15 protein-coding genes are annotated in these 16490 nt (G+C 75.8%); 9 read left to right on the top strand and 6 right to left on the bottom strand.

Annotated elements, in window-relative coordinates; translation table 11 throughout:
• Window positions 1-23: 23 nt before the first annotated feature.
• Both SMD11_RS07460 and SMD11_RS07455 read right to left on the bottom strand, forming a co-directional pair.
• A complete protein-coding gene (locus tag SMD11_RS07460) occupies window positions 24-686 on the bottom strand; it encodes a response regulator transcription factor (RefSeq protein ID WP_087925687.1) in 663 nt (220 codons plus the stop codon).
• A gap of 166 nt (window positions 687-852) precedes the next feature.
• The gene (locus SMD11_RS07455; RefSeq protein WP_087925686.1) at window positions 853-1653 is read right to left on the bottom strand and encodes a DUF3000 domain-containing protein; all 801 of its coding nucleotides are present in this window, start codon (window positions 1651-1653) and stop codon (window positions 853-855) included.
• A 91-nt stretch (window positions 1654-1744) separates the two neighbouring features.
• On the opposite strand from SMD11_RS07455, the gene hemE reads away from it, so the two are divergent.
• The 3 genes from hemE to SMD11_RS07440 all read left to right on the top strand — a co-directional run bounded on the left by hemE (window position 1745) and on the right by SMD11_RS07440 (window position 5499).
• Window positions 1745-2818 (top strand): uroporphyrinogen decarboxylase, encoded by a 1074-nt coding sequence (hemE, locus tag SMD11_RS07450; RefSeq protein ID WP_087925685.1) that lies wholly within the window; start codon window positions 1745-1747, stop codon window positions 2816-2818.
• Window positions 2819-2928: 110 nt separating this feature from the next.
• Window positions 2929-3759, top strand: coding sequence for a TIGR04222 domain-containing membrane protein (locus SMD11_RS07445; RefSeq protein WP_087925684.1), 831 nt, complete (start codon window positions 2929-2931; stop codon window positions 3757-3759).
• Between the two features lie 144 nt (window positions 3760-3903).
• Window positions 3904-5499: an alpha/beta hydrolase gene (locus SMD11_RS07440; protein ID WP_087930343.1), complete on the top strand. Its 1596-nt coding sequence runs from the start codon at window positions 3904-3906 to the stop codon at window positions 5497-5499.
• Between the two features lie 102 nt (window positions 5500-5601).
• Here SMD11_RS07440 and hemQ read toward each other — a convergent pair whose 3' ends face one another.
• Genes hemQ through SMD11_RS07425 form a run of 3 tightly spaced genes read right to left on the bottom strand, consistent with a single transcriptional unit; the run spans window position 5602 to window position 9613 of the window.
• The gene (gene hemQ, locus SMD11_RS07435; RefSeq protein ID WP_087925683.1) at window positions 5602-6318 is read right to left on the bottom strand and encodes a hydrogen peroxide-dependent heme synthase; all 717 of its coding nucleotides are present in this window, start codon (window positions 6316-6318) and stop codon (window positions 5602-5604) included.
• A gap of 10 nt (window positions 6319-6328) precedes the next feature.
• Window positions 6329-7783, bottom strand: coding sequence for a protoporphyrinogen oxidase (hemG, locus tag SMD11_RS07430; RefSeq protein ID WP_087925682.1), 1455 nt, complete (start codon window positions 7781-7783; stop codon window positions 6329-6331).
• 42 nt (window positions 7784-7825) lie between these two features.
• A complete protein-coding gene (locus SMD11_RS07425) occupies window positions 7826-9613 on the bottom strand; it encodes an IclR family transcriptional regulator domain-containing protein (RefSeq protein ID WP_234365950.1) in 1788 nt (595 codons plus the stop codon).
• A gap of 200 nt (window positions 9614-9813) precedes the next feature.
• On the opposite strand from SMD11_RS07425, the gene SMD11_RS07420 reads away from it, so the two are divergent.
• From SMD11_RS07420 to SMD11_RS07395, 6 genes are all read left to right on the top strand, one after another.
• Window positions 9814-11007 (top strand): thiolase family protein, encoded by a 1194-nt coding sequence (locus tag SMD11_RS07420; RefSeq protein ID WP_087925680.1) that lies wholly within the window; start codon window positions 9814-9816, stop codon window positions 11005-11007.
• 158 nt (window positions 11008-11165) lie between these two features.
• Window positions 11166-11930, top strand: coding sequence for a protocatechuate 3,4-dioxygenase subunit beta (pcaH, locus tag SMD11_RS07415; protein ID WP_087925679.1), 765 nt, complete (start codon window positions 11166-11168; stop codon window positions 11928-11930).
• A complete protein-coding gene (gene pcaG, locus SMD11_RS07410; protein WP_087925678.1) occupies window positions 11931-12512 on the top strand; it encodes a protocatechuate 3,4-dioxygenase subunit alpha in 582 nt (193 codons plus the stop codon).
• Window positions 12512-13723 carry a 4-hydroxybenzoate 3-monooxygenase gene (locus SMD11_RS07405; protein WP_087925677.1) on the top strand — a complete coding sequence of 404 codons (1212 nt, stop codon included), beginning with the start codon at window positions 12512-12514 and terminating at the stop codon, window positions 13721-13723. The genes pcaG and SMD11_RS07405 overlap by 1 nt, the downstream gene beginning before the upstream one ends.
• Window positions 13724-13757: 34 nt before the next feature.
• Window positions 13758-15140, top strand: a complete 1383-nt coding sequence (locus SMD11_RS07400) for an FAD-dependent oxidoreductase (RefSeq protein WP_087925676.1) — start codon at window positions 13758-13760, stop codon at window positions 15138-15140.
• A 132-nt stretch (window positions 15141-15272) separates the two neighbouring features.
• Window positions 15273-15968 (top strand): nuclease-related domain-containing protein, encoded by a 696-nt coding sequence (locus SMD11_RS07395; RefSeq protein ID WP_087925675.1) that lies wholly within the window; start codon window positions 15273-15275, stop codon window positions 15966-15968.
• A gap of 14 nt (window positions 15969-15982) precedes the next feature.
• Here SMD11_RS07395 and SMD11_RS07390 read toward each other — a convergent pair whose 3' ends face one another.
• Window positions 15983-16399, bottom strand: a complete 417-nt coding sequence (locus SMD11_RS07390) for a BlaI/MecI/CopY family transcriptional regulator (RefSeq protein ID WP_087925674.1) — start codon at window positions 16397-16399, stop codon at window positions 15983-15985.
• Between the last annotated feature and the right edge of the window lie 91 nt (window positions 16400-16490).

Below are 16490 nucleotides of genomic sequence, written 5' to 3'. Positions count from 1 at the left end.
GCCCCGCCGCGCGCCGGGTGCGGTCAGTGGATGATGCCGGTGCGCAGCGCCACGGCGACCATGCCGGCGCGGTCGCCGGTGCCGAGCTTGCGCGCGATCCGGGCGAGGTGACTCTTGACGGTGAGCGCGGACAGGCCCATCGAGACGCCGATGGCCTTGTTGGACTGGCCCTCCGCCACCAGCCGCAGCACCTCGACCTCACGGCCGGACAGCTCGCGGTAGCCCCCCGGGTGGCCGGGGGCGCCGGGCGGGCGGCGGTGCATCCGGGCCGCGGCGGCCGACCCGATGGGCGCGGAGCCCGGCCGGCCGGGCAGGCCGAGGTTGGTCCGGGTGCCGGTGACGACATAGCCTTTGACGCCGCCCGCGAGGGCGTTGCGCACCGCGCCGATGTCGTCGGCGGCGGACAGGGCGAGGCCGTTCGGCCAGCCCGCGGCGCGGGTCTCGGAGAGCAGGGTGAGTCCGGACCCGTCGGGAAGGTGGACGTCGGCCACGCAGATGTCGCGCGGGTTGCCGACGCGGGGGCGGGCCTCCGCGATGGACGACGCCTCGATCACATCTCGCACGCCGAGCGCCCACAGGTGGCGGGTGACGGTGGAGCGGACCCGGGGGTCGGCGACGACGACCATGGCCGTCGGTTTGTTCGGGCGGTAGGCGAGGCTCGCAGGTTGCTCGAGGAGAACGGACACCAAGCCTCCATGGGGGAGTGGCGGGGGACGGTGCCGACTTTGGGGGTAAGCCGGGGCGATCCGTATGGGAAGGGTCACAAGCCTCTTCGGCAGCGAAGCGTCCCGGCTTTAGGGGAAGATCACGAATTGATGAGTAACAATTCGGGCAATTCGGACGGTTGATCGATCAACGACTCTGCGGATCGCGCCGCTGAGGGAGCGTCACCACGCCCGCCTCCGGCGCCCCGCCCGGCGGCAGCCCCGCGATCTGGCAGAGCAGGTCGCACCAGGCCGCGAGGTGTGCCGCCGTGTCGGGAACGCCCGGCCCGCCGGCCGTCGCGTCGCCCGCCCCGGCCCCGCCCGGGCCCTGCTTCCCGTGCTTCCCGGCGGCGGCCAGGCCGACCGGGCCCACGGCGCCCACCGGGCCGCCGGGGCCGCCCGGACCGGAGACGCCGGTGCCGCCGACGGCGCCCGCCGGACCGCCCGGCGGCTCCATCGGCGACCACGAGGCCCGGATCTCGATCCGCGTCGACGGCTCCCGCTCCCGCAGCCCCCCGAAGTAGTGCGAACTCGCCCGGGTCACCGTGCCGCTCGGCGCCCCGTACGGCACCCGCCGGGCCTCCAGCGCGCCCGTCAGCCACGACCAGCACACCTCCGGCAGCAGCGGGTCCGCCGCCATCTCCGGCTCCAGGTCGGCGTGCACCAGCGTCACCAGGCGGAACGTACCGCCCCACGCCTCGTGCCCCGCCGGGTCGTGCAGCAGGATCAGCCGCCCGTCGGCCAGTTCCTCGTCGTCCACGACGACGGCGGCCTCCAGGGCGTACGAGAAGGGCGCCAGCCGCTGTGGCGGCGGCGTCGCGTCGAGCTCGATCTCGGGCCGCAGGCGTACCCCTTGCAGCCCGGCGACCGCCTGCCGGAAGACGGACGGGGAGTCCTCCCCATCCGCGTCGTCCGGACCGTCCGAGAGGTGTCCCTGCGCCGCAGCCATGCCCGGAAGACTAGGCGGAAGCACGCCCTGTTCCGGGTAGGGACACCCACATGGGCGGGTCACTCGTTCGGCCCGTGCGAAGATTTGGGACATGAGTGAGCGTACGGAGCCCAGCCAGCAGCAGACCGGCCGCACCGCGGCACACGATTCGGCGTTCCTGCGGGCGTGCCGGCGTGAGCCCGTGCCGCACACCCCCGTGTGGTTCATGCGCCAGGCGGGCCGCTCGCTGCCCGAGTACCGCAAGGTCCGCGAGGGCATCCCGATGCTCGAGTCCTGCATGCGTCCCGAGCTGGTCACGGAGATCACTCTCCAGCCGGTCCGCCGCCACGGCGTCGACGCCGCGATCTTCTTCAGCGACATCGTCGTCCCGCTGAAGGCCATCGGCATCGACCTCGACATCAAGCCCGGCGTGGGCCCCGTCGTCGCCCAGCCCATCCGCACCCGCGCGGACCTCGACCGGCTGCGCGCGCTGGACCCGTCCGACGTCCCGTACGTCACCGAGGCCATCGGCATGCTCACCGCCGAGCTCGGCGCCACCCCGCTCATCGGCTTCGCCGGCGCCCCCTTCACCCTCGCCAGCTACCTGGTCGAGGGCGGCCCGTCGCGCAACCACGAGCACACCAAGGCGCTCATGTACGGCGACCCCGAGCTCTGGGCCGACCTCCTGGACCGGCTCGCGGACATCACCGCCGCCTTCCTGAAGATCCAGATCGAGGCCGGCGCCTCGGCCGTCCAGCTCTTCGACTCCTGGGTCGGCGCGCTCGCCCCGGCGGACTACCGACGCTCCGTCATGCCCGCCTCCACGAAGGTCTTCGACGCCGTCGCCGGCTACGGCGTGCCGCGCATCCACTTCGGCGTGGGCACCGGCGAGCTGCTCGGCCTGATGGGCGAGGCCGGCGCGGACGTCGTCGGCGTCGACTGGCGGATCCCCATGGACGAGGCCGTCCGCCGCGTCGGCCCCGGCAAGGCGCTCCAGGGCAACCTCGACCCGGCGGTGCTCTTCGCCGGCCGCGAGGCCGTGGAGACGAAGGCCCAGGAGGTGCTGGACGCCGCCGCGGACCTGGAGGGGCACGTCTTCAACCTCGGCCACGGCGTGCTGCCCAGCACCGACCCGGACGCCCTGACCCGTCTGGTGGAGTACGTCCACGAGCACACCGCGCGCTGACGCGAGGCCCCCGCACGCCGCACCCGCGGGCCCGCCGGCCGGGCCCGCGCGGCGCGGCGATCCGCGCGCGAACCATGGCGGAGTCACCGGCCGTCGGCTAGAAAGCCGTCATGTGGGTCCTCTTCCTGGTGATCGCCTGGGGTGCGGCGATCCTCACCTGCGGGCGCCTCTGCCTCGCCGTGGCCGCGGCCGCCGAGGCCTCTGCCGGGGGCGCCGGGGCCGGTGACCGGGCGCGCCGGCTGACCCTCTACGAGACCGCGTTCCTGGCCGGCGGCCCGCACCGGGTCACCGACCTCACGCTGGTCCGGATGGGCCGGGAGCGCAGGGTGCTGCTCGCGCCCACAGGCTGGGCCACGGTCGTCGACCCGGTCGGGCGGGACGAGCTGGAGCGCTCGCTGATCACCGCCATCGGGCCGGACGGGCAGTCCCCCGTCCCCGCCGTGCGGGCCGCGCACGCCGCCGCCGAGGCCGTACGGGCGCTGGCCGACCGGCTGGTCGAGGCCGGGCTCGCGGTGCCCGGCCCGGCCCGTACGAACGTGTCGGCGGCCGTCCGCCAGGTGCGTGACGCCTGTGGGCTGGTGGTGCTGACCGGGGCGGCCGCCGTCCTGATGGTGCCGCCGGAGACCCACCGCGGGCAGGCGGCCGCGTGGTTCGCGCTGCCGCTGCTGCTGACGTCGGTCTGCCTGCTCATCGCCCGGATCGAGATCCACCCCTACACGCGCTGGGCGTCGGTCGCCGGGCAGGAGCTCCTGGGGCGCGTCGCCCCGGGCCGCCCCGTGGCCGCAGCCGACCCCGCTCCTGCCGCCGCCGCTTCCGCTTCCGGCTCGGTCCCGGACGACGCGGGCTTCCTGATCGCGCTGGCCGTGCGCGGCCGCAAGGCCCTCGCCGACCCCGAGCTGCGGGCCGCGCTCTGTGGCCGGCCGCGCGACCGCCGGTACTGACGGCCGGGGCGTGGCGGCAGCCCCCGCGAGCCCTTCCGGGCCCGATCGAGCCCTTTGCGACCGACACGAGCCTCGGTGCTTTACTTCACCAACAACCCCACCAATTATCCCTTTTGTCAGATAAGACGAGAAGGGATGGCCGGTGTGAGAGCAGCAGCCCTGTACGGAGCCCTCGGATCCCTGGTCCTCACCGCGGTCACCACGGCGCCGGCCGGGGCACTCGACGACTCCTCACCACCGGGAGGCACCCGCGCCGAGGCCCGCGGCGTCGTCACCGCCGTCCACCAGGCCGCCGCCCGGGGCATCCGCTTCGGTGCCTGCCCGGCCGCAGAAGGGCTGCCCGCGACCGTCCGGTGCGGCACCGTCTCCGTACCGCTGGACTACGCCCGGCCGCACGGCAAGCACATCGGACTCACCGTCAGCCGCGCGCGGGCCACCGGCACCCGCGCCGAACGGCAGGGCGCGCTCGTCTACAACCCCGGCGGCCCCGGTGGCTCGGGGATGTTCTTCCCGGTGCTCTCCGGCATCGGCCAGTGGCGGGCCACGGGCAGGGCGTACGACTTCGTCGGCTACGCGCCCCGCGGAGTGGGCCGCTCCGCCCCGCTGTCCTGCATGGACCCGGCACGCTTCGTCCGGGCCCCCAGCCAGGCGCCGCAGCACCCCTCCGAGGCGTACAAGGCGCGGCGCATCGCCCAGGCGAAGGCGTACGCGCGGGGGTGCGCCCGGCGGGGCGGGAGCGACCTGCGGCACTTCACGAGCCTGAACAACGCCCGCGACCTGGAGGTGCTGCGCGCCGCCCTCGGCCAGAAGCGCCTCACGTACATGGGCGCGTCCTACGGCACCTACTTCGGGGCCCTCTACGCCACGCTGTTCCCCGGGCACGTGCGCCGCATGGTCTTCGACAGCGTCGTCAACCCCTCACCCCGCAAGATCTGGTACCGCAGCAACCTCGACCAGTCCGCCGCCTTCGAGGTCCGCTGGGGCGACTGGCGCCGCTGGGTGGCCCGGCACGACTCCGTCTACCACCTGGGCCGCACGGCGGAGGCGGTCCGGCACTCCTACGACCGGGCGCGCCGGAAGCTGGCCGCCCGGCCCGTCGGCGGGAAGATCGGCCCGGGGCAGCTCCAGTCGTCCTTCCTCCAGGTCGGCTACGCGGACAGCGCCTGGGCGCGCAGCGCCAACGCGCTCTCCACGTACCTGCGCGGCGACGACAGGGCGCTGCGCGCGCTCGCCATGCCGGACCCGGCGGCGGCCCGCTCCGAGGAGAACTCCAACGCCGTCTACACGGCCGTGGAGTGCAACGACGCCTCCTGGCCGCGCTCCTGGCGGGTCTGGGACCGGGACAACACCGAGCTCGCCCGCCGGGCGCCCTTCGAGACCTGGGAGAACGCCTGGATGAACCTGCCCTGCGCCTTCTGGAAGGGGCCGCGGCAGCGGCCGGTCGAGGTGGGCGCCCCGGCCCGCGCCCTGCCCCGCACGCTCCTGCTCGCCGCCGAACGGGACGCCGCGACGCCGTACCAGGGCGCGCTGGAGCTCCACCGCAGGCTCCCCGGCTCGGCGCTGGTCACCGAGCGGGACGCGGGCACCCACGGCATCGCCTTCGGGTCCAACACCTGCGTCAACGCCCACACGGAGCGGTACCTGCTGACCGGCGTCCTCCCGGACCGCCGCGCGTCCTGCGCGGGCCGCGCGGAACCGGCACCGGCGGCGGCGGTCTCGGCCGCGGCGGTGGGAGCCTGACGGCTCCCGGACACGTCCGAGCGCCGGACGGGCTGGTCCCAGCCGTCCGGCGCTCGCTGACGTACGGAAGGGCGGGCGGGGGAAGAGCCCCCGCCGCACCCCTCAGGCCAGGCCCGCCACCAGCTCGGACACGGCCTTACGGCGGCCCGTGTAGAACGGGACCTCCTCGCGCACGTGCATCCGCGCCTCGGACGCGCGCAGGTGACGCATCAGGTCCACGATCCGGTAGAGGTCGTTCGCCTCGAACGCGAGGATCCACTCGTAGTCGCCCAGCGAGAACGAGGCCACCGTGTTGGCGCGCACGTCCGGGTAGCCGCGCGCCATCTTGCCGTGGTCGGCGAGCATCCGGCGGCGGTCCTCGTCCGGCAGCAGGTACCAGTCGTACGAGCGGACGAACGGGTACACGCTGACGTAGTCGCGCGGCGTCTCGTCGGCGAGGAACGCCGGGATGTGCGACTTGTTGAACTCCGCGGGGCGGTGCAGCGCCATGTTCGACCACACCGGCTCCAGCGCCCGGCCGAGCGCGGTGCGGCGGAACAGGTTGTACGCGTCCTGGAGGGCGTCCGAGGTCTCGGAGTGCCACCAGATCATCACGTCGGCGTCGGCCCGCAGGCCCGAGAGGTCGTACGTGCCGCGCACGGTGACGTCCTTCTCGGCGAGCCGCGCGAACAGCTCCTCGACCTCCTCGGCCCAGCCGGAGCGGTCCGCCGGGAGGACGTCGCGGAGCTTGAACACCGACCAGAGGGTGTAACGGATGACCTCGTTGAGGTCCTTGGCCTTCTTGCCGGCGTTCGGGATCTTCTCAGGGGCGTCAGTCATGTCCCTATTGTCACTCGCGCGTTCCGGCGCCCGCCGTCAGGGTCGGCAGCGCCGCCAGGATCTCGTCGGCGGCCTTGTGCGCACTGGACACACAGGCCGGGATGCCCACCCCGTCGTAGGCCGCGCCGCACAGCCGCAGGCCGGGCAGCCGGGCCAGGTCCGCGCGGATCCGGGCGACGCGCTCCAGGTGGCCGACCGGGTACTGCGGGAGCCCGTTCCGCCAGCGGGTGACGCGGCTCTCCACCGGGACCGCCGCGAGGCCCGCCGCCGCGCCGAGGTCGGTGAGCGACATCGACACCAGCTCGGCGTCCTCGCGCTCCAGGTCGGCCTCGTCGCCGAACCGCCCGATCGAGGTACGCAGGACGAAGAGGTCCGGGTCCGAGTCGGCGTTCCAGCGCCACTTGTTGCTGGAGAAGGTCGACGCCTTGATCTTCCGGCCGTCGACGGGCGGCACGAGGAAGCCGCTGCCCCGGGGCAGCCCCGCCACGTCGGAGCGGCGGAAGGCCATGGTGACGAGCGCCATCGAGGCGTACTCGACCGTGGACAGGCCGGCGACGGCGGCGGGCGCGTGCGGGCCGAGCAGCCGGGCCGCGTCGTGCGCCGGGGTCGCGACGACGACGGCGTCGGCCGTCAGCGTCTCCGCCCCGTCCCCGGTGCCGTTCCCCGCGCCCAGGACGACCCGCCAGCCGTCCGCCGCGCGCTCGACACCGGCCACCGGCGTGTGCGTACGGATCACACCGCCCCGGGCGCGCACCGCGTCCGCGACGGCGAGCGGCAGCCGTCCGACGCCGCCCTCGACGCCCATGAAGACCGGGCCGGACCGCTGCCGGGCCGCGGCACGGGCCTGGAGGTCGCGCACGGCCTCGGTCAGGGTGCGGTGCGCCCGCGCGGCCTCGAAGAGCTGGGGCACGGCCGTCCGCATGGAGATGCGGTACGCGTCGCCCGCGTACACGCCGCCCAGCAGCGGCTCCACGAGCCGGTCCACGACCTCGCGGCCCATCCGCTCGGCGACGTACGAGCCGATGGCGACGTCCTCGCCGAGCTCGGTGCGCGGTAGCTCCGCGTCCTTCGAGATCCGGGCGAGGCCCTCGGGCGAGAGCACCCCGGAGGCGGCCAGCGGCCCGAGGTCGCCGGGCACGCCCATCATGTGACCCTGGGGCAGCGGCCGGAGCTCGCCGCGCGTCCACAGCAGCGCGGTGGCGGCGGGCGCCTGGAGCCGGTCGGCGAGCCCGACCGCGCGGGCCAGGCCCACCGCCTCCGGCCTGCGGGCCAGCATGGACTCGGCGCCCAGGTCGACGGGGACGCCGGCGATCTCACCGGCGAGCAGCTTGCCGCCGACGCGCCCGGAACCCTCCAGGAGCGTGACCCGCGCGCCCCCCTCCGCCAGCCGGTGGGCCGCGGCCAGCCCGGAGATCCCGCCGCCGACGACGACCACATGGTGCCTGGGAGTGTCCGTTGCGCTCATGGGGCCACTCTCTCAAACGCCCCCGTGGCCCCTTCCGGGCGGTCAGCCGGTGCCGAGGGCGCGGTGCGCCGAGGCCGTGCGGACGTCCGCCTCGATCCGGGCGGCGGTCTCGCGCAGGGCGGGCAGGAAGTCCCGCCGGGTGTCACCGGCGCCGCCCCGCCCGGCGTGGGTGGCGACGTTGAGCGCGGCGACGACGCGGCCGCGGGCGTCCCGGACGGGCACCGCGAGCGAGCGCAGACCCTCCTCCAGCTCCTGGTCGACGAGCGCGTACCCGTCCCCGGCCACCCGGTCCAGGAGCCCGGCCAGCTCGGTGGGCGAGGTGACGGTGCGCGGGGTGGGCGCCCGCGTCACGGCCTCGCCGGCCAGCCACGCCGCACGGGCCCGCGCGTCCAGCCCGGCGAGCAGCACCCGCCCCATGGAGGTGGCGTGGGCCGGGAAGCGCGTACCGACGGTGATGTCGACGCTCATGATGCGGACGGTGGGGACCCGGGCGACGTAGCGGATGTCGGGGCCGTCGAGCACGGCCAGGGACGCCGATTCGCCGACCCGCCGTACGAGCGCGCGCAGATGGGGCACGGCGAGGCCGGCGAAGGTCAGCTCGCCGAGCGGGGCGTGGCCCAGTTCCAGGACCCGGGGCAGCGGCCGGAAACGGCCGCCGTCGGCCGCGACGTAGCCGAGGTGGGCGAGGGTGAGCAGCGCGCGGCGGGCGGTGGCCCGCGCGAGCCCGGCGGCCGCCGCGAGCTCGGAGAGCGTCGCTCCCCGGCCCGGCGCGGCGGCCACGCCGAAGCCTCGCAGGACGGCGAGGCCGCGGACGAGGGACCGGAGGGGAGGGGCGGTGGCCTCGACGGGGGAGGAGCCGGGGTCTGCCAGGGGGCCGCTCGGCACGCTGCCGGGGGCGCCTTCCGCGCCGGACGCGGCGGCCGGGCCGTCCTCCTCGCCGTACGCGGCGGCCGAGCGGGCCTTCCCGCCGTACGGGACGGGGGTCGGGACGCCGCCGTCCGCGGTGTACGAAGCGGGGGCGCTGCCCTCCGTGCCGTGCGGGGCGTGGAGCGCCGGGCCGCTTCCGGCGGTGCGTGAGGCAGGGGCCGACGTGGCGCCTTCCGCGGCGTACGAGGCGGGGGCCGCATCACTGCCCTCGGCACCGTGCCAGGCCGCGCCGTCCCCGCTCTCCCCGCTTCCCGCGTGCGCCGCCAGCGCCGCCTCCATCGCCGGGACCGCGGCCCGCAGCGCCGGCAGCGCCTCCTCCCGCAGACCGTCCGCCGAGTGCCGGCTGGTGCGGCTGGTGACCGTCACGGCGCACGCGGTCCGCCCGGCGCGGTCGCGGACCGGTACGGCCACCGCCACCAGACCGGGTTCGAGGAGCTGGTCGTCCACCGCCCAGTCCGGCGGCGCGGCCGCGAACAGCGCCCCGGGGGCGCAGCGGCCGGCGGGCAGCAGGTCACCGATGCGGAGACCGGCCCGGAAGCCCGCGGAGGCCGCCCGGGGGCGGGCGGCCTGGGCGACGATCCGGACGCCTTCCGCGTCGGGCACGGCCACCGAGACGGACGCGTCGAGCGCGGCGGCCAGCCTCTCCACGTGCGGGCCGAGCGCGGCGGGCACCCCGCTCGCCGTCAGGTAGGCGTTGCCGAGCTCCATCAGGCCGACGGCCAGGACGACTTCACGGCCGTCGGCGCGGACGTACCCGAGGTGCCCGAGCGTGGCGAGCACCCGGTCGACGACGGAACGGGCAAGTCCGGTGGTACGGGTGAGGTCGGCGGGGCGGACGCGCGCCCCGGCCTCGTGGCCGGCGAGGGCGCGCAGCACGACGAGGCCCCTCACCAGCGGGCCCACGAGCGCCGCCTCACCAGCCCCATTGACAGCGGTTGGTGGCACACCGAGACTCGTCACGGCATCGATTATGAACGAAAGTTCACTGGGCGAACAGCCGTCCAGGGGAGGAGGATTGCCGCACCACCCGGCACCACCCGGCGCCGCCGGACCGGCCGCGCCCTCACCCCCGTCCTCCTCGCCCGACCGCTCAAGGAGCAGCCATGAACGACCGCATCCGGGACGTGTACATCGTCGACGCCGTGCGCACCCCGGTCGGCAAGTACGGCGGCGCCCTCGCCTCCGTGCGCCCCGACGACCTCGCGGCGCACGTGGTGCGCGAAGTGGTCGGCAGGGCGCCCGGCCTCGACCCGGCCCGTATCGACGACGTGGTGTTCGGCAACGCCAACGGCGCCGGCGAGGAGAACCGCAACGTCGGCCGCATGGCCGTGCTGCTCGCCGGGCTGCCCGTGTCCGTACCGGGTGTGACGGTCAACCGGCTGTGCGCCTCCGGCCTGGAGGCCGTCGTGCACGCCTACCGCGCCATCGCCCTCGGCGACGCCTCGGTCGTGGTGGCGGGCGGCGTCGAGTCCATGACCCGGGCCCCCTTCGTGCTGCCCAAGTCCGACCGCGCCTTCCCCGTGGGCCACCAGGAGCTGTACTCCACCACCCTGGGCTGGCGGATGACCAACCCCGCCATGCCCGAGCAGTGGACGGTGCCGCTCGGCGAGGGCGCCGAGCTGATCGCCGACAAGTACGGCATCACCCGCGAGCAGCAGGACGCCTACGCGCTGGCCAGCCACCGCAAGGCCGCGCGGGCCTGGCAGGACGGCGCGTACGACGCCGAGGTCACGCGGCTGCCGGACGCCCCGCTCGCCCGGGACGAGACGATCCGGGACAACACCTCCCTGGAGGCCCTGGCCCGGCTGAAGCCCGCCTTCCGGAAGACCGGCGGCACGGTCACCGCCGGCAACTCCTCCTCGCTGAACGACGGCGCGGCGGCCCTGCTGCTGTGCGACGAGGAGGGGCTGCGGGAGACCGGCCGCGAGCCGCTGGCACGGGTGCGGGCCTCGGCCGTCACCGGCATCGAGCCCGACATGTACGGCCTCGGGCCGGTGGAGGCGGTGCGCCGGGTCCTCGCCAAGGCGGGACGCTCGCTCACGGACCTCACCCACGTCGAGCTCAACGAGGCCTACGCCGCGCAGGTCCTCGGGTGCCTCGCGGAGTGGCCCGACCTGGACCCCGGCATCGTCAACCCGCGCGGCGGCGCGCTCGCGATCGGCCACCCGCTCGGCTGCTCCGGCGCCCGGCTCACGGGGTCGATCGCCCATCAGCTGGCGGCGGCGGGTTCGGGGGTCGGGCTGGCGGCGCTGTGCGTCGGGGTGGGGCAGGGGCAGGCGCTGGTCCTGGAGCGGTGAGGTCGGGTGGCGGCGGGGCGTGCCCTGCGGGCGGCTTTTCCCCACCCCGCCACGCGGCGGAGTCGCACATCGGATACAGCGGGAAGGGGCGGGGTGGGGAACAAGCCCCCCGGCAGACCGGCGGGGTCACCTTCGTCACCGTGGGGTAGGTCACGGCCATGGCATCTGAATCCGTTCGGGAACAGACAGGCCGCACCGCCCCCGGCCCCCGGCGCGGCGCCCACGACAGAGCGGACGGGACCCCCGCCGCCCCCGCCGACCCCGGCACACCCCCGTACGCGGGCGACCCGCTGCGCCGCCCGCGCCGCCCCCTCGTGCCCGTCGCCCCCGGGCCCGAGGCCGTCGAGCTGACCGGCCCGGTCTTCGGCCCGGCCGACGTCGATCCGCTGGACGCCGACCTGACCCGGCAGCACACCGGCGACCCGCTGGGCGAGCGCATCGCCGTCGCCGGGCGGATCGTGGACCGCCGGGGCCGGCCCGTGCGCGGCCAGCTGGTGGAGCTCTGGCAGGCCAACGCCGCGGGCCGCTACGCCAACCGGCTCGACCAGCGCTCCACGCCCCTCGACCCGAACTTCACCGGCGCGGGCCGCTGCCTCACCGACGACGACGGCCGCTACCGCTTCACCACCATCCGCCCCGGCGCCTACCCCTGGCCCGGCCGCCACAACGTCTGGCGCCCCGCCCACCTGCACTTCTCCCTCTTCGGCACCGCCTTCACCCAGCGCCTCGTCACCCAGATGTACTTCCCCGGCGACCCGCTCCTGCCCTACGACTCGATCTGGCGCTCCGCGGGCGACGCCGCGCGCGACCGGCTGGTGGCCGCCTTCGACCCCGGCCTGAGCGTCTCCGGCTCGGCCCTCGGCTACCGCTGGGACGTCGTCCTGGACGGACCCGCCGCCACCTGGGCCGAGGAGGGCCGCTGAATGACCCGGGACATCACCCCCGCGCAGACCGTCGGCCCCTTCCACGGCCACGCCCTGCCCTTCGCCGGCGGCGGCGCCCCGGCGCCCGTAGGGCACCCGCAGACCGTCACCGTCCACGGCGTCGTCCAGGACGGCGCCGGCGAGCCCGTCCCCGACGCCCTGCTGGAGTTCTGGCAGGCGGGCCCGGACGGCTCGGCCCCCGCCGTCCCCGGCAGCCTGCGCCGCGACGGCCTCGGCTTCACCGGCTTCGCCCGCGTCACCACCGGCCGGGACGGCCACTACCTCTTACGCACCCTCCCGCCGGGCGGCGCGCCCTACCTCGCGGTGTGCCTCTTCGCCCGCGGCCTGCCCCACCACCTCTTCACCCGCCTCTACTTCACCCTGCCCGGCCACGACCCGCTGCTCGCCGCCCTGCCGGCCGACCGCCGCCTGACCCTGCTCGCCGCCCCGGACCCCGGCCACCACCGCGCCTACCGCTTCGACATCCGGCTCCAGGGCGACCGCGAGACCGTCTTCCTCGACTTCGCCGAACCCCCCTCCCGCCACGGATCCCGCCACGAAGCCACCCCCGGAGACGCCTGATGCGCACGACCGTCGGCATCGTCGGGGCCGGCCCGGCCGGCCTGCTGCTCGCCCGGCTGCTGCACCTCGCCGGCGTCGACTGCGTCGTCCTGGAGGCCCGCGACCGCGCCTACGCCGAGGCCCGGCAGCGCGCCGGGATGCTGGAGCAGAGCACCGTCGATGTCCTGCGCGCCTGCGGGGCGGGCGCCCGGCTGGACCGGGAGGGGCTCTTCCACGACGGCATCGAGATCCGCTTCGACGGCCGGTCCCACCGGATCGACCTGGCCGCGCACACGGGCGGCCGGCAGGCCACGATCTACGCCCAGACGGAGATCGTCAAGGACCTCGTCGCGCTCCAGCTGAAGGACGGACAGCCCCTGCTGTTCGAGGCGCGGGCCCTCGCCGTCGAACGGGCGGACACCGCGCGGCCCGCCGTCCGCTACGTCCACGACGGCGCCGAGCACCTGCTGGAGTGCGACTACGTGGCGGGCTGCGACGGCTCGTACGGCGTGACCCGGCGGGCCCTGCCCGCCGCCCGCACCCGCGTGTACGAGCACACGTACCCGTACTCCTGGCTCGGCGTCCTCGCCGACGTGCCGCCCACCCACGACGAGCTGGTCTACGCCGCGCACGAACGCGGCTTCGCGCTCTACAGCATGCGCACCCCCACCCTCTCCCGGCTCTACCTCCAGGTGCCCGCCGGCACCGACCCGGCCGACTGGCCGGACGAGCGGATCTGGGACGAGCTGACGGTCCGCCACACCGCCGGGGACGGCCCGCCGCTGCGCCGGGGCCCGATCCTGGCCAGGAGCCTCACCCCGATGCGCACCCGGGTGACCGAGCCGATGCGCCACGGGCGGGTGCTGCTGGCCGGGGACGCGGCGCACATCGTGCCGCCGACCGGCGCCAAGGGCCTCAACGGCGCGGTGGCGGACGCCGTGACGCTGGCCGAGGCGCTCGCGCTGTGGCACCGCACCGGCGCCGAGCGCCTCCTCGACACCTACTCGGACACCTGTCTGCACCGCGTCTGGCAGGCCGTGCGCTTCTCCTGCGACCTCACCGACCTGCTGCACACCCGGCCGGACCGGGACGAGTTCGCGCACCGGCTGCGGACGGCCCGGCTGCGCCGGCTCCTCGGCTCGCCCGGCACGGTCGCCGCCCTGGCGCACGAGTACACCGGCCTGTGGTCCGCGCGGTGTCCTGCCGCGCCCACCGGGGACGGGGGTGGCTAGCCTGGCCGTTCGACCGGCGAAAGGGACGTAGGCCATGACGGCACAGCGGCTGGTGGTCATCGGGGGCGACGCGGCGGGCATGTCCGCGGCCTCCCGGGCCCGCAGGCTCAGGAAGCCCGGCGAACTGGAGATCACCGCCTTCGAGCGGGGCCGGTTCAGCTCGTACTCCGCGTGCGGCATCCCCTACTGGGCCGGCGGCGAGGTCGACGGCCCCGGCGCGCTGATCGCCCGCACCCCCGAGGAGCACCGCGAGCGCGGCATCGACCTGCGGATGCGCACCGAGGTCACCGAGCTGGACGTGGCGGGCCAGCGGGTCCTCGCCCGCGACCTGGAGTCCGGCACGGAGCGCTGGCACGGCTACGACCACCTGGTCGTCGCCACCGGCGCCCGGCCGGTCCGGCCGTCGCTGCCCGGCATCGACGCGCGCGGGGTCCACGGGGTGCAGACCCTGGACGACGGGCAGGCGCTCATCGACGGCCTGGAGCGGTCCCGGGGCGGCCGGGCGGTGATCGTCGGCGCCGGGTACATCGGCGTGGAGATGGCCGAGGCGCTGGTCCGGCGCGGCTACGGGGTGACGGTCGTCGAGCGCGCCGCGCAGCCGATGTCGACGCTCGACCCGGACATGGGCGCGCTGGTCCGCGACGCGATGTGCGGGATGGGCATCGAGGTGGTGACGGGCGCGGAGGTGACCGAGGTCCGCACCGGCGCCGACGGCGAGGTGACCGCGGTCGTCACGGACCGGGCCGTGTACCCGGCGGACGTGGTGGTGCTCGGCCTGGGCGTGCGCCCGGAGACGACGCTGGCCCGCGCCGCCGGGCTGCCCGTGGGCGGGTCGGGCGGGCTGCTGACGGACCTGGCCATGCGGGTCCGCGGCCACGGGAACATCTGGGCGGGCGGCGACTGCGTGGAGGTCCTGGACCTCGTCTCCGGCCGCACCCGGCACATCGCCCTGGGCACGCACGCCAACAAGCACGGCCAGGTGATCGGCTCGAACATCGGCGGCGGCTACGCCACCTTCCCCGGGGTGGTCGGCACGGCCGTCAGCAAGGTCTGCGACCTGGAGATCGGCCGCACCGGCCTGCTGGAGGAGCAGGCCACGGCGGTGGGCCTGCGCTTCGTGTCGGTCACGACGGAGTCGACGAGCCGCGCCGGCTACTACCCGGGCGCCCGCCGGATGACGGTCAAGATGCTCGCCGAACGCCGTACGGGCCGCCTCCTGGGCGTCCAGATCGTCGGCGGCGAGGGCGCGGCGAAGCGGGTGGACGTGGCGGCGGTGGCCCTGACGGCCCGGATGACGGTGGAGGAGCTGACGGCCCTGGACCTCGGCTACGCGCCGCCGTTCTCCCCGGTGTGGGACCCGGTGCTGATGGCGGCCCGCCGGGCGGCCGCCGCGGTGGCCGCGGACGGGAAGGGCTGAGCCCGCCGGGCGCCCGAGCCCGGCCCTGGTGAGGCCCCGCGATCGGGGGGATGTCGCGGGGCCTCACCCGGAGAACGGGCCGCCGAACGGGTTGGTTCCCCCACTTCTGCGGCAATATGGCGGGAGGGGGTGGTGGGCGTGCGGGACCGGCCGGACGGCAAGAGGAGTGCGAACGGTAAGAGTTACGACCCGGAGAGGCTCTTCCTGCCGCCCGACGACGATCTCGCGCCCAACCGGCCGGGGGAGACGCTCCGGGCCCGGCTCGACGCCTCGGGGGCCGGCCGCTTCGGCCTCGCGGTCGCCCGGCTCCTCGGCCGGCGGCCCGTGGAGGACGTCTGGCGGCGGGCGCTGGCGGCCGAGCAGTGCGTGGGCGCCGCCCTGGAGGAGCTGACGGGCGGCGGCTGGGAGGTGGTGCACTCCGTCGTTCTGCCGGGCGACGCGGTCATCCCGCACCTGCTGATCGGGCCCGGCGGCGTCTTCGGCATCGCCGCGCTGCCCGGCCGCCGGGCGCGGGTCCACGTCGGCGAGACGCTCGTCCGGCTCTCCCGGGAGCGGCAGCCCTGGCCGCATGTCCGCCAGGTCCGGCACGACAGCGCGCGGGCCTCGCTGGTGCTGTCGCGGGGCTGCGGCTTCCTCGTCCAGGTGCGGCCGGTCCTGGTGTTCGTGGGGGCCGAGAGCGTGGAGGTGGCACCGGCACTGGAGGACGTGCGGGTGCTGCGCGACACGGAGGTGGCCGGCCTCGGCGCGACGGCGGGCGAGCTCCATCCGCAGCGCGCCGACCGCGTCCACACCGTGGCCCGCAACCGCAGGGTCTGGCTCTGGGCCTGAACGGACGGGTGTGTTCAGAGGAGCGGCTGCCGGGGCGCGGGGAAGGCGCCGACGAGCAGGGCGCGCAGCAGCTCCTCGTCCGTGGCGGGCAGCTCGGCGACGAACCGCGCCAGCACGACCTCCCGGTCGGGCACGCCGTCGAGGATCTTGCGCATCCGGCGGGCGGCCAGGCCCGCCTCGTCGGTCACCGGGGCGTAGGCGTACGCGCGGCCGCGCGGGGTGCGGGTGAGCACCTCCTTGCCGTGCAGCCGGGACAGGATCGTCACCACCGTGCTGTACGTCAGCTCGCCCGCCAGCCGGCCCTGGACCTCGCGGGGCGTGAGCGGACCCTCGGCCCGCTGGAGCGCGGCGAGCACCTCGCCCTCCAGGGCGCCGTTCGCGCGGCGACGGCCGTGGCGCGGCACGGCGGCGGTGGGGGTGGCGGTTTCCATGTCGTGCGGTGATCCTTTTGCATTTACAGGTGTGTAGAAACGTACGGTACCCGAACAGACCTCCTTATTTGGAATCCGCGGACATCTGCCG

This window comes from Streptomyces albireticuli (assembly GCF_002192455.1).
GTDB classification, from domain to species: Bacteria; Actinomycetota; Actinomycetes; order Streptomycetales; family Streptomycetaceae; genus Streptomyces; species Streptomyces albireticuli_B.
This window is presented reverse-complemented; position numbering and strand designations above follow the sequence as displayed.

Excerpts from the sequence above, each read along its gene's own strand:
- SMD11_RS07455 (WP_087925686.1), bottom strand. The coding sequence starts at position 1,653 with ATGGCTGCGGCGCAGGGACACCTCTCGGACGGTCCGGACGACGCGGAT.
- hemE (WP_087925685.1), top strand. The coding sequence starts at position 1,745 with ATGAGTGAGCGTACGGAGCCCAGCCAGCAGCAGACCGGCCGCACCGCG.
- SMD11_RS07445 (WP_087925684.1), top strand. The coding sequence starts at position 2,929 with ATGTGGGTCCTCTTCCTGGTGATCGCCTGGGGTGCGGCGATCCTCACC.
- hemQ (WP_087925683.1), bottom strand. The coding sequence starts at position 6,318 with ATGACTGACGCCCCTGAGAAGATCCCGAACGCCGGCAAGAAGGCCAAG.
- hemG (WP_087925682.1), bottom strand. The coding sequence starts at position 7,783 with ATGAGCGCAACGGACACTCCCAGGCACCATGTGGTCGTCGTCGGCGGC.
- SMD11_RS07420 (WP_087925680.1), top strand. The coding sequence starts at position 9,814 with ATGAACGACCGCATCCGGGACGTGTACATCGTCGACGCCGTGCGCACC.
- pcaH (WP_087925679.1), top strand. The coding sequence starts at position 11,166 with ATGGCATCTGAATCCGTTCGGGAACAGACAGGCCGCACCGCCCCCGGC.
- pcaG (WP_087925678.1), top strand. The coding sequence starts at position 11,931 with ATGACCCGGGACATCACCCCCGCGCAGACCGTCGGCCCCTTCCACGGC.
- SMD11_RS07405 (WP_087925677.1), top strand. The coding sequence starts at position 12,512 with ATGCGCACGACCGTCGGCATCGTCGGGGCCGGCCCGGCCGGCCTGCTG.
- SMD11_RS07400 (WP_087925676.1), top strand. The coding sequence starts at position 13,758 with ATGACGGCACAGCGGCTGGTGGTCATCGGGGGCGACGCGGCGGGCATG.
- SMD11_RS07390 (WP_087925674.1), bottom strand. The coding sequence starts at position 16,399 with ATGGAAACCGCCACCCCCACCGCCGCCGTGCCGCGCCACGGCCGTCGC.